The following is a 12,476-nucleotide window of genomic DNA, read 5'->3' on the forward strand; positions in this document are numbered from 1 at the left end:
AAGAGAGGCCTCCGCCGATGGGTGTTACCAGATTACCGTGGCCCGCAGGCCGTCGGGCTTAGCGGCCGCCCGAGCGACGCTTGTTGTAGACGTCGAAGGCGACGGCCAGAAGGAGCACGAGGCCCTTCACGGCCTGCTGCCACTCGATGCCGATACCCATGATCGACATACCGTTGTTCAGCACACCGATGATCAGACCACCGATGATGGCTCCACCGATCGTTCCGACACCACCCTGAACCGCAGCGCCACCGATGAAGGCGGCGGAGATGGCCTCGAGCTCGAAGCCGTCACCGGCCTTGGGGCCGGCCAGGTTGAGGCGGGCGGTGAAGATCAGGCCGGCGAGGGCGGCCAGGATGCCCATGTTGACGAACAGGAAGAAGTCGACCTTGCGGGTCTTGATACCCGAGAGCTCGGCGGCGTGACGGTTTCCGCCGATCGCGTAGATGTGGCGGCCGAACACGCTGCGGTTCATGATGACGCCGTAGATCATGACGAGCACGGCGAGGATGATGAGCGTGACGGGGATGCCCTTGTAGGCCGCGAGGGCGTAGGCGAAGAAGCCGATGGCGGCGATGATCAGCACGAGCTTGATGGTGAACCACACGATGGGTTCGACATCCTGGCCGTACTTCTGGCGACCGCTGCGCGTGCGCACCTGGCTGATGACGAGGGCGATGATGGCGATGACGGCCACACCGAGCGTCAGGGGGTCGAGCTCGAACTCGCCGAAGACACCGTCGAGGAAGCCGTTACCCAGGGCACGGTACTCGGCGGGGAACGAACCGATGTTGGCGTTGCCGAGCACGACGAGCGCGAGACCGCGGAAGATGAGCATGCCGGCCAGCGTCACGATGAACGCTGGGATGCCCACATACGCGATCCAGAAGCCCTGCCAGACACCCACGGCCGCGCCGATGGCGAGCGAGAGGATGACCGAGAGCCACCAGGGCAGCCCCATGTTCACGGCGAAGACACCCGAGACGGCGCCCACGAAGGCCGCGACCGAACCGACCGAGAGGTCGATGTGGCCGGCGATGATGACCATGACCATACCGATGGCCAGAACGAGGATGTATCCGTTCTGAACGATCAGGTTGGAGATGTTCTGCGGGCGCAGCAGGATGCCGTCGGTCAGGAACGAGAACAGCACGACGACCGCGATCAACGCGATGAAGATGCCGTTCTTGCCCAGGTCGCTGAGCACGTGAGTGAGCCAGCTGGTGAATTTGTTCTCGGTCGGGTTGACCAGAGCGCCGGCGGCGACGTTGTCCGTCGGCTTGGTTTCGAGATCAGACATTGTGATTCCCTGTTGTCGGTGCCGGGCGCCTTAGCGCGGCTTTTCCATGGTCATGAGTTTGAGAAGTGCTTCGGGGTTGGCTTCCTCGATGGGGAGTTCACCCGTGATGCGGCCTTCCGAGAGTGCATAGATGCGGTCGCAGATGCCGATCAGCTCGGGCAGCTCCGACGAGATCACGATGACGCCCTTGCCGGCCGCGGCCAGCTTGTTGATGATCGTGTAGATCTCGTACTTCGCACCCACGTCGATACCGCGCGTGGGCTCGTCGAGGATGAGCACGTCGGGGTCGGAGTAGATCCACTTCGACAGCACGACCTTCTGCTGGTTTCCGCCCGAGAGCTTGCCCGTCTTGACGAGCACGTTCGGCGCCTTGATGTTCATCGACTTGCGGAACCCGTCGGCGACGGCGTACTCCTCGTTGTCGTTGACGAGGCCGCCCTTCTCCAGCTTGTTCAGCGAGGCGAGAGCGATGTTGCGCTTGATGTCCTCGATCAGGTTGAGGCCGTAGTACTTGCGGTCCTCGGTGGCGTAGGCGAGGCCGTTCTTGATGGCCTCGGAAACCGTGCGGGTCTTGATCTCTTGGCCGCGCTTGAACACCTTGCCGGTGATGCGCGTTCCGTACGACTGTCCGAACAGGCTCATCGCGAATTCGGTGCGTCCGGCGCCCATGAGCCCCGCGATGCCGACGATCTCGCCGGCCTTCACGTTGAGGTTCACGGCATCCACGACCACGCGGGTCGGGTCTTGCGGGTGGTGGGCGGTCCAGTCCTCGACGCGCAGGATCTCTTCGCCGATGGAGGGCGTGTGATCGGGGTAGCGGTGCTCGAGGTCACGGCCGACCATGTCCTTGATGATGCGCTCTTCGGTGACGTCGGTCGACCGGATGGTCTCGATCGTCTTGCCGTCGCGGATGATCGTGACCGAGTCGGCGACCTTCTTGATCTCGTTCAGCTTGTGGCTGATGATGATCGACGTGATGCCCTGCTCCTTGAGGTGCAGGATGAGGTTCAGCAGGTGGTCGCTGTCGTCGTCGTTCAGGGCGGCGGTGGGCTCGTCGAGAATGAGGAGCTTCACGCGCTTCGAGAGCGCCTTCGCGATTTCGACGAGCTGCTGCTTGCCCACGCCGATGTCGAGGATCTTGGTGGTGGGGTTCTCACGCAGGCCGACGCGGGCGAGCAGCGTCTGGGCCTCGTGGTTGGTCTTGTTCCAGTCGATCAGGCCGAACTTGTCGCGCTGCTCGTTGTTGAGGAAGATGTTCTCGGCAATCGACAGGTAGGGGCTGAGCGCCAACTCCTGGTGGATGATGACGATGCCCTCGGCCTCGGAGTCGCGGATGTCCTTGAAGGCCATGACCTTGTCTTCGAAAACGATGTCGCCCTCGTATGTGCCGTGGGGGTACACACCCGACAGCACCTTCATGAGGGTCGACTTGCCGGCGCCGTTCTCGCCGCAGATGGCGTGCACTTCACCGCGCGCCACATCGAGGGTGACATCCGAGAGCGCCTTCACGCCCGGGAACGTCTTCGTGATCCCCCGCATTTCGAGGATGTTCGTTGTCATGACGACACCTTTACCATTCCGCGTTTTCCTGATCGTTAAGTAGTGGGTGGCGGGGGCCGGCCGACGCGTGCGCCGACCGACCCTCACCGGGTGGTGCTGTGGACTGAGAGCCCGGTAATGCTGAGAGCGAGAGCTCCGCGTGAGGCGGAATTAGCCCTTGATCTCGTCTTCGGTCCAGTAGCCCGAGTCGACGAGGACGTCCTGGATGTTGTCCTTGACGACGATCTGCGAGTCGAGCAGGTAGGACGGAACTTCCTTGACACCGTTGTTGTAGTCGGTGTCGTTGTTGGTCTCCGGCTTGTCACCCTCGAGGACGGCCTTGGCCATGTTGACGGCTTCCTTGGCCAGGTTGCGCGTGTCCTTGAAGATGGTGGCGTACTGCTCGCCCGAGTCGATGGCCTTGACCGAGTCGAGCTCAGCGTCCTGACCCGAGATGACGGGCCATTCGTCGCCCACCGAGTAGCCGGCGTCGGTCAGAGCCGAGATGATGCCTCGCGAGATGCCGTCGTACGGGGACAGGATGGCCTGCACCTTGTCGCCACCCGAGTAGGTCGACGTGAGGATGTTCTCCATGCGCTTCTGAGCGGTTTCGCCATCCCAGCGGAGCGTTGCAGCCTGCTGGAAGTCGGTCTGGCCGGAGCCGACCTTGAGCGTGCCCGCGTCGATGAAGGGCTTGAAGGTGTCCTGCGCGCCGTCCCAGAAGAACGTGGCGTTGTTGTCGTCGGGCGAACCGGCGAACATCTCGATGTTGAACGGGCCGGCGGGAGCGCCATCGACGGGCTTGCCCTCGAGGTCGACCAGGCCGAGGCCGTTCAGAACCGACGTGGCCTGCTGGACGCCGACCTTGTAGTTGTCGAACGAGGCGTAGTAGTCCACGTTCTCGGTGTCGCGGATGAGGCGGTCGTAGGCGATGACGGGGATGTCGGCGTCAGCGGCCTCCTGCAGAACGCTCGTGAGCGTGGTGCCATCGATCGAGGCGACGATCAGGGCCTTTGCGCCCTTGGTGATCATGTTCTCGAGCTGCGAAACCTGGGTGGGGATGTCGTCCTCTGCGTACTGCAGGTCGACCTTGTAGCCGGCGTCTTCGAGCTGCTTCTTGACGGCGTCGCCGTCCTGGATCCAACGCTCGGAGGACTTGGTCGGCATGGCAACGCCGACGAGGCCGCCGTCGCCTTCGCCGGAGCCGCCGCCGGAGCCGCCCGACGAGCACGCTGCGAGGGAGAAGACCATTGCACCTGCGGCGATGGTCGAGAGAATCACACGCTTCTTCACTGTGTTTCCTTTCAAGGGGTTGGACGTCACTGTCTCGTGGTGCTGGGGGGTTCCGATCACGTCCATGTCGATCGGTTCCCGGTATTCAGTTGTTGGTTCGTAGGTGGTGCTGTTTTTTGGGGTATTCAGAGACCCTGCGCCAGGCGGTAGTAAGCCTGGTTCCAGCGCACTTCTCTCTGAAATTCGGGGAGCGAGGTCGACTCGTCGATGATGAGGAGTTCGGTCTTCGCCATCTCGGCGAAGTCGCGGAACACCTCGATCCCGACGGCGGTCGACATCACAGTGTGGTGGGCAGCGCCGGCGGTGAGCCAGGCTGCGGCGGAGGTGGCGAAATCGGGGCGGGGCTTCCACACCGCACGACCCACGGGGAGCTTCGGGAGCGCCTCGGCGGGTTCGATGACATCCACGACGTTTGCCGTGAGGCGGAACCGGTCACGCATATCGCTCATGGCGACGACGACGGCCGTGCCCGGGTCGGTGTTGAAGACCAGGCGGACCGGGTCCTCCTTGCCACCGATGCCGAGCGGGTGGACCTCGAGCGTGGGCGTCGAGGTGGTCAGCGAGGGCGAGACCTCGAGCATGTGGGCGCCGAGGATCTGCTCGTTGCCGGGTTCGAGGTGGTAGGTGTAGTCCTCCATGAGGCTCGCACCACCGGGCAGGCCGGCACCCATCACGTTGGCGGTGCGCACGAGGATGGCGGTCTTCCAGTCGCCCTCGGCACCGAAACCGTAACCCTCGGCCATGAGGCGCTGGACGGCCAGGCCGGGCAGCTGACGCAGGGCACCGAGGTCTTCGAAGCTCGTCGTGAAGGCGTGGAAACCGCCCGCCTCGAGGAACGTGCGCAGGCTGATCTCGATGGCGGCGCCGTAGCGCAGCGACTCGTGGCGTTCGGCACCCTTGCGCAGCTCGGGGACGACGTCGTAAAGCTCCTCGTATTCGGCGACGAGCGCGTCGATGTCGGCATCCGATGCGGCGTGCACGGCCTCGGCCAGCTCGTTGACGCCCCAGGTGTTGACCTGAACTCCGAAACGGATCTCGGCCTCGGTCTTGTCGCCCTCGGTGACGGCGACGTAGCGCATGTTGTCACCGAAGCGGGCGAGCTTCATCGAGTTCGTCGCGGCCCAACCGGCGGCCGCACGCATCCAGGTGCCGACCTGCTCCTGCACGACGGGGTTCGACACGTGGCCGACGACCGTCTTGCGCGAGATGCCGAGGCGGGTCTGGATGTAACCGAACTCGCGGTCGCCGTGGGCGGCCTGGTTGAGGTTCATGAAGTCGAAGTCGATCTCGGACCAGGGCAGCTCGACGTTGGCCTGCGTGTGCAGGTGCAGCAGCGGCTTCTGCAGCGCGTCGAGACCCGAGATCCACATCTTGGCGGGGCTGAACGTGTGCATCCAGGCGATGAGGCCGATGACCTTGTCGTCGGAGTTCGCGTCGAGGGCTGCGCGCCGGATGGACTCGGAGTCCTTCAGCACGTCCTTCCAGACGATCTTCACGGGCACGGATGCCGCGGCACCGAGTTCGCGCGCGATGACCTGGGACTGCTCGGCGACCTGACGCAGGGTCTCCTCGCCGTAGAGGTTCTGACTTCCCGTGAGGAACCAGACTTCGTAGGCGTCGAGGGTGGTGGTGAGTTTCGGCATCAGTTGATCTGTCCTTGAGGCTGCTGTCCGTAGACGTTCTGGTAACGGTCGAAGAGGGAGTCGATGGCATCCGTGGGGATGGCGGTGGGCTCGCCGAGCTGGCGGGCGAGGTGCACGCTGCGCGCGACGTCCTCGACCATGACGGCGGCCTTGACGGCGTCTTTCGCGTCGCGCCCGATGGTGAACGGGCCGTGGTTGGCCATGAGCACGGCGCGGCTGCGGTGACCCGTGAGGGTCTCGACGATGCCGCGGCCGATGGAGTCGTCGCCGATGATGGCGAACGGGCCAACGGGGATCTCGCCGCCGAACTCGTCGGCCATGGCCGTGATGACGCACGGGATGGGTTCGCGGCGCGCGGCCCAGGCCACGGCGTAGGTGGAGTGCGTGTGCACGACTCCCCCGACCTCGGGCATGTGGCGGTAGACGTAGGCGTGCGCGGCCGTGTCGCTCGAGGGCGAGCGGTCGGAGACGGGCGTGCCGGGGATGACGTCGCCGTTCAGGTCGCACAGGATCATGTTCTCGGGCGCCAGGTCGTCGTAGCTCACACCGGACGGTTTGATGACGAAGAGGTCGGCGCCGGGCACGCGGCCCGAGACGTTTCCGCCGGTCCACACGATCAGGTTGTAGCGGACCAGTTCGTTGTGCAGGCGGGCGACATCGGCGCGCACGCGGGCGATCTGGACCTCGAGTTCGGGGCCGTAGGTGCTCATGCGTTCACCCCGCTGTTCTCGTCGAGGGCGGATGCTTCGGTGTCGAAGGCGTCGGCGGCCGAGGCGGAGGTGCCCGCGTCGACGGCGGCTGCAGCATCCTGAGCGGTCTGCGGCGCGTCGGTCTCGCCGAGCACGGCGCGGCGGATGGCCTTCAGGCGGTGCATGACGTCGTTGCCGCCGCGACCGAAGTAGTCGTAGAGCGTGGAGTATTCGGCGAACAGCGCGTCGTAGGCGTCGGCGCGCTCGGCGTCGGGCGTGTAGACGGCGCGGTCGACCTTGCCCATGGCCTGGCTGGCGGCCGTGATGTCGGCGTAGGCACCGGCGGCGACGGCCGCGTGGATGGCGGAGCCGAGCGCGGGGCCCTGGTCGCTCGCGATGATCGAGATGGGCATGCGCAGGATGTCGGAGTAGGTCTGCATGAGGAACGCGTTCTTCAGCAGGCCGCCGGCGACGATGAACTCGGTCACGGGAACGCCCGAGGCATTGAACGTCTCGACGATGACACGCGTTCCGAAGGCCGTGGCCTCGAACAGCGCGCGGTAGACCTCTTCGGGGCGCGTCGTCAGCGTGGTGCCGAGCACGACGCCCGACAGCTCGTGGTCGACGAGAACCGAGCGGTTGCCCGACTGCCAGTCGAGCGCGATGAGGCCGTGGCCGCCGACGGGCTGGTCCTCGATGAGGGTGGTCAAGTATTGGTGGATGCTGAGGCCACGCGCCTCGGCTTCGGCGTAGTAGGAGCCGGGGACCTGGTTCTTCACGTACCACGCGAAGATGTCGCCGACACCGGACTGGCCGGCCTCGTAGCCGTAGAGGCCCGAGACGATGCCACCGTCGACGACGCCGCACATGCCGGGCACGACGGCCAGGGTGTCGGAGTTCATGACGTGGCAGGTGGAGGTGCCCATGATGGCGACCATCTGGCCGGGGTTGGTGGCCTGGGCGGCGGGGGCCGAGACGTGCGCGTCGACGTTTCCGACGGCCACGGCGATGCCCTCGGGCAGGCCGGTCCAGGAGGCGGCTTCGGCGCTCAGGCGGCCGGCGGCGTCGCCCAGCTGACCGATGGTGTGGGCCACCTTGGTTTCGGCGAAGTCGGCGAAGTCGGGGTTGAGCGCGCCGAGGAACTCCTGCGACGGGTATTCGCCGTTCTGCAGAATGCCCTTGTAGCCAGCGGTGCAGGCGTTGCGCACGTATTCGCCCGTGAGCTGCCAGACGATCCAATCGGCCGCTTCGACCCAGTGGTCCATGCGGTTGTAGAGCTCGGGGTCTTCTTCGAGCAGCTGCAGGCCCTTGGCGAATTCCCACTCGCTCGAGATGAGGCCGCCGTAGCGGGGCAGCCACTCTTCGCCGCGTTCGGCGGCGAGCTCGTTGATGCGGTCGGCCTGCGGCTGCGCGGAGTGGTGCTTCCACAGCTTGACGTAGGCGTGCGGTCGGTCGGCGTATTCGGGCAGCTCGTTGAGCGGCGTGCCGTCGGCCAGGGTCGGGACCATGGTGCAGGCGGTGAAGTCGGTGCCGATGCCGATGACCTGCGACGGGTCGATGCCCGCCTTCTGAACGGCCTCGGGGACGGCGGTCTTCAGCACGTCCACGTAGTCGGAGGGCACCTGCAATGCCCAGTCCGGCGAGAGCGTCTTGCCGGATGCCGCGAGCGTCGTGTCCATCACGGCGTGCGGGTAGTCGAGTGCTGCTGAGGCCAATTCGGTGCCGTCGGAGACGCGCACGACGACCGCGCGGCCCGAGAGGGTGCCGTAGTCGACGCCGATGACGTACTGCTCCGCCTGATCGCCCGCGGGCGTGGCGGCTGCCGTCGGCTGGCCATGGTCGGTGTTGCTCACTGAGACTCCTTTGTCGTGTCAGGTTCAGCGCCTCAGCCGATTGCAGGTCGGGGAGGATGTGCTGGGATGTGACCGGTCACATCGTTGACAAACACTACCCCCAATCTCGAAACATTTGTCAATTCGGCTATGTCTCGATTCGGTAAACGAACACCCCCGTTCGGGGCGAGCGACGGCGCGGATGGCGTCACACCGGTGTCACACGGGTGTCACACCGCCTGGGGCCGTGTGGTCAGACCGTTGCGGCTGTGGCGGCGCGTGTGGGCGCCCGTGAGGGAGCGATGGCTGACACGAGCCACAACCCGACCGCGAAGCACACGGCTCCACCGGCCACGAGCACGGTGGGGCCCATGATGCCCGCGGCGGGAATCCACTCGGGTGAGGTGAAGAAACCCGCCCACGTGCCGTCGGTGCCGATGGCGAACCGGCGGAACGCGTAGAGGAAGGCGTAGCCCTGGACGGCCAGGTTGACGACTCCGACCGCGACGAGCGCGAACCCTCCGACGGCGGACCCGCCTCGAACCGGCACGGCCGGTACATCGCTCCGCTGCGAAGCGAAATCAGCAGCAGCCTCACGAACGGGGACCAATGGGGTGCGCCCGGACGCGGCGGATCCGAGTGCCGGCCGGCGCGAGCGCATACCGAGCGCCAGCGCCGCTAAGGCAATTGCGACGACCGCGAACGGCAACGAATAGCGGCCCTGCCAGATATAGCCGTAGTCGGCCGCGGTGACGGCCTGCAGAATGGCGGGCACGAGCACCGTGGCTCCGGCGGCCAGGACGATCGCGAGACGGAAACGCAGGGTGCCGGCGATCAGTCCGGCGAGGAGGGCCAGGACGGCGAGGACGAGCCAGAGCACGTAGAACTGTTCGGGCAGGACGGTGTCGAGCCATCCGAACACCCCGACAGCATTGCGGCCGTAGTCGGGCGTCAAGGCGAAGGTGTGCCAGAAGGCCTCTGCCACGTCGGGGCGTTCTGCGCCCGACGACGGGATGTAGCCGCTGCCCGAGCTGACGAAGAACGCCCACCACAGCGCGAAGACGACCGCGGCGGCGCCGGCGAGAAGGACGAGACGATTGACAGTGGATCGCCAGATCTCGCGCAGCGGTGGCACACCCACAGAGACGGCCACGAGCACCAGGATCATCAGCAGGATCGCGGGTGAGATGCTGCGCAGATTGCAGAGGAACGCCGCGGCCGCCGTCGTGACCGCGACTGCGCCCGGTGTCGCGGCGAGGCGCCTCGACGCCAGAGCCACGAGCAGCACCAGCGCGGCACCGGCCGACGACACCTCGGCACCGCTCGGGTTGACGAGGCCGCCGAGATACACGGCGAAGGGGGTGAGGCCGACCAACATTACGGCCAGCGTGGTCCGAGGCCGCGAGGAGACGAGGGCCGCGACCGTGAACGTGATCGCCCACAAGGCCGAGGACAGGAGGGCACTGACGAGCCGCATGGCAATGACGGCGACGTCGCCCGGAACGATGAGCGACGGCCATCCGACCAGTGCGTAATAGACCGGGTTGTAGGCCGCGACACCGCTCTCGGCCGTCATCGTGTCGGTCGAGGCCATCAGCTCGTTCGGCGCGCAGGCCGCCGACTCGGTCGCCGTGAAGACGTAGCAGCGCAGGGAACCGCCCGGCTCGCCGAGGGTGCCGGGCAGCTGGAACGATCGGATGCCGGGTGAAGCCGTCTCGGTGCCGTCGAAGTCGCCGCGCACGGTGGCAGCAGCCTTCATGATGTGCCCGGATTCGTCGGGGCCGGAGGCGGGAGGGGACGCGAGCGCCCAGGCGGCCATCATGATGAAGAGGCCGAGCCAGACGAGAAGGGCACGCACAACGACTCGGCGCGTCACTCGGCGATTCTTTCCACGAACGAGAGTCTAGATGAGCGCCTAGAAGCTGGGGCCCGCCGTCGACCCGCGCACCACGAGCTCGGCGGTCATGCCCTCGATGTTGACGACCTCCGGTTCGGAGATGTTGCCGAGCAGCTGCGCCACGCAGCGGCGGCCCAGCTCGGTGAAGTCCTGGCGCACGGTCGTGAGGGGCGGCCAGAAGTGCGCCGCCTCGGGAATGTCGTCGAAACCGACGATGCTCACATCGCGCGGGCAGTCGAGCCCCTCATCCCGGATCGCGTGAATCAGCCCCAGCGCCATCTGGTCGTTCGACGAGAAAATCGCCGTGAAGTCGCGGAACCGCAGCAGCTCGCGGCCCGCCCGGTAGCCGAAGTCGGCCGACCAGTCGCCGAGAATCGGGGCCGTCGTCGGGATGTCTTGCGCGCTCATCTCCTCGAGGAAACCGGCCATGCGTTCCTCGGCCTCGATCCAGTCCTGCGGGCCGGCCAGGTGGTAGATCATGCGGTGGCCGCGTTCGATGAGGTGCCGGGTGGCCAGGCGCGCCCCACCCCGTTGGTCGACCGAGACGGTATGCGGCGAATCCGACGACGACTGCATGGTGACGTAGGGAACCGAGACCTGCAGCTCGGAAATGACGTCGAACACGCGTTTCTGCGGGGCGATCACCACAATGCCCTCGACCGATTGAGACACGAGGTGGTTCAGGGCATCCTGAATGCCGGATGTCTCGGTGTTGTGCATATTGGCCGTGCTGACGTAATAGCCCGCCTCACGTGCGGCGTCTTGGATGGCGCCGATGCTCGAAGCCGGCCCGTAATGCGAGGCGCTCGTGGCGGCCAGGATGCCGATGGTGCGCGACTTCGACGTCACGAGCGTGCGAGCCGCACGGTTGGGCCGGTACTGCAGCTGCTCCATCACCTGGAGCACACGCTCCTTGGTGGCTTCGCGGATGCTCGGGTGGTCGTTGAGCACGCGGGACACCGTCTGATGCGAGACCCCCGCCGCTTTTGCGACGTCGCGGATGTTGGGCGCGCGAGGCGGGCTCACGGAATCCGCAGCCCCCGACAGCTCTGTCATGTTCGAACCTCGCACGATATGTGCACGGTCACATCGGCCGCACCCCCCAATTATGCCCCGGGCCGAGGACCCCGCTGCATCATGGTTTGGGTTTCGGTTCAGGACGAAGGGCGACGAAGCCGCATACGAACGTGACCATCAGCAGCAAGACGTCCGAGAGCACAAAGCTCCCCCTGAGCGAAAGTACGAGCCAGTAACACGCAAAGTAGGCGAGCCCCGTGAAAACGAGGCGCGGAATTCGTCTCGACATGGCTCAACCCAGCAAGCTCGCGACAGCGAGAGTACCGACTGACGTGACGACCCCGCAGGTCATGGAATTGCGTGAACACCACTTTTGGAGTGCCGTGTACCCCTGCCCGACGACTCCCCAGATGTTGGGACCCGAGCGGCTTTGAGCCGCGAACACGACTTTGCCGTTGATGTAGAGGCGGTAGTACTGGCCGCATGTGGAGGGATTTCTCCCCGTCCAGTCATATGACTTCGTCATTCCACCCGAGTAGGTGCACGTTGCCCGCGTGTATCCCGATGCCATGCGCGTAGTTGGGGCCGGGGATGTCGCAGGCGTCAGGAGCCGGTAAGAACCGTCGCGCTCGACTTCTTCCAGCGTCAATGGCTGAAGGATCACCGGGGATGAGCGCTCGCTGGCCTGGGCGTGAGGGACTGTCACTGGGTTCACTACGGTCACGGCAATGACGGCCGCAGAAAGGAGAATGCGTGTAGAAAGAAGTTGAACGGTCATGGAAACCTCGCTGTTTCGGGGAGCGCCGGAGACGTTCCTAAAACAGTGATATGCCTGCACCCTGACGACCACTTCAGGCTCGGTTCCGTTGAGGTGCTAGACAACTCGGGCACGACCGTTTTCCACGCAAAATGGCCGATGTGGAACCTTGAGGCAGCCACTTCAGGCGTCGATGGCGCGCCACTTCGCCCGACCCACGGGGAGACACGCCGCGGTTTTCAAGAGCGCTCACACGGAATCACCGCGACCGGATGCAAATATTCTGATTTTCGACCGGCGAACATCGCCCTTGGGCCGATAAAGACTTGGGGAAGCGTCCGCACTATCACGCGAGGAGGAGTCGTTGAGTGAAACGAAAGGCCGCCCACACGGGGCTAGCTGGGCCTATTTCCTCATTCTCGCCCCTGCGTTTGGCGCACTCGCCATCTGGAATGGCTCGACGGGGTCAGTCGGTGTTGGCATCGCATTCGCCACCCTGAGCGTTGGCC

General features: G+C 65.4%; 8 protein-coding genes. All 8 read right to left on the reverse strand.

What is annotated here, in order from left to right; genetic code table 11:
* Positions 1–58: 58 nt before the first annotated feature.
* The 8 genes from mmsB to ALI44B_RS06610 all read right to left on the reverse strand — a co-directional run bounded on the left by mmsB (position 59) and on the right by ALI44B_RS06610 (position 11,249).
* Positions 59–1,300 carry a multiple monosaccharide ABC transporter permease gene (gene mmsB / locus ALI44B_RS06575; RefSeq protein ID WP_077053813.1) on the reverse strand — a complete coding sequence of 414 codons (1,242 nt, stop codon included), beginning with the start codon at positions 1,298–1,300 and terminating at the stop codon, positions 59–61.
* Between the two features lie 30 nt (positions 1,301–1,330).
* Positions 1,331–2,860 (reverse strand): multiple monosaccharide ABC transporter ATP-binding protein, encoded by a 1,530-nt coding sequence (mmsA, locus tag ALI44B_RS06580; RefSeq protein WP_077053814.1) that lies wholly within the window; start codon positions 2,858–2,860, stop codon positions 1,331–1,333.
* A 150-nt stretch (positions 2,861–3,010) separates the two neighbouring features.
* Positions 3,011–4,090: a multiple monosaccharide ABC transporter substrate-binding protein gene (gene chvE / locus ALI44B_RS06585; RefSeq protein ID WP_077054038.1), complete on the reverse strand. Its 1,080-nt coding sequence runs from the start codon at positions 4,088–4,090 to the stop codon at positions 3,011–3,013.
* A gap of 167 nt (positions 4,091–4,257) precedes the next feature.
* Positions 4,258–5,775, reverse strand: coding sequence for an L-arabinose isomerase (gene araA / locus ALI44B_RS06590; RefSeq protein ID WP_077053815.1), 1,518 nt, complete (start codon positions 5,773–5,775; stop codon positions 4,258–4,260).
* The gene (locus ALI44B_RS06595) at positions 5,775–6,485 is read right to left on the reverse strand and encodes an L-ribulose-5-phosphate 4-epimerase (RefSeq protein WP_077053816.1); all 711 of its coding nucleotides are present in this window, start codon (positions 6,483–6,485) and stop codon (positions 5,775–5,777) included. The genes araA and ALI44B_RS06595 overlap by 1 nt, the downstream gene beginning before the upstream one ends.
* Positions 6,482–8,317, reverse strand: coding sequence for a ribulokinase (gene araB, locus ALI44B_RS06600; RefSeq protein WP_083709613.1), 1,836 nt, complete (start codon positions 8,315–8,317; stop codon positions 6,482–6,484). Before araB ends, ALI44B_RS06595 begins: the two co-directional genes overlap by 4 nt.
* A gap of 232 nt (positions 8,318–8,549) precedes the next feature.
* Positions 8,550–10,172 (reverse strand): DUF2142 domain-containing protein, encoded by a 1,623-nt coding sequence (locus ALI44B_RS06605; protein ID WP_077053817.1) that lies wholly within the window; start codon positions 10,170–10,172, stop codon positions 8,550–8,552.
* A 39-nt stretch (positions 10,173–10,211) separates the two neighbouring features.
* Positions 10,212–11,249, reverse strand: a complete 1,038-nt coding sequence (locus ALI44B_RS06610; protein ID WP_077053818.1) for a LacI family DNA-binding transcriptional regulator — start codon at positions 11,247–11,249, stop codon at positions 10,212–10,214.
* Positions 11,250–12,476: the final 1,227 nt, after the last annotated feature.

Origin of the sequence: Leifsonia sp. ALI-44-B (genome assembly GCF_001984125.1) — a bacterium.
Classification (GTDB): domain Bacteria; phylum Actinomycetota; class Actinomycetes; order Actinomycetales; family Microbacteriaceae; genus Okibacterium.

What these genes read in the sequence shown, in the direction of transcription:
- mmsB (WP_077053813.1), bottom strand. Translation starts at nt 1,300, where the DNA reads ATGTCTGATCTCGAAACCAAGCCGACGGACAACGTCGCCGCCGGCGCT.
- mmsA (WP_077053814.1), bottom strand. Translation starts at nt 2,860, where the DNA reads ATGACAACGAACATCCTCGAAATGCGGGGGATCACGAAGACGTTCCCG.
- chvE (WP_077054038.1), bottom strand. Translation starts at nt 4,090, where the DNA reads ATGGTCTTCTCCCTCGCAGCGTGCTCGTCGGGCGGCTCCGGCGGCGGC.
- araA (WP_077053815.1), bottom strand. Translation starts at nt 5,775, where the DNA reads ATGCCGAAACTCACCACCACCCTCGACGCCTACGAAGTCTGGTTCCTC.
- ALI44B_RS06595 (WP_077053816.1), bottom strand. Translation starts at nt 6,485, where the DNA reads ATGAGCACCTACGGCCCCGAACTCGAGGTCCAGATCGCCCGCGTGCGC.
- ALI44B_RS06610 (WP_077053818.1), bottom strand. Translation starts at nt 11,249, where the DNA reads ATGACAGAGCTGTCGGGGGCTGCGGATTCCGTGAGCCCGCCTCGCGCG.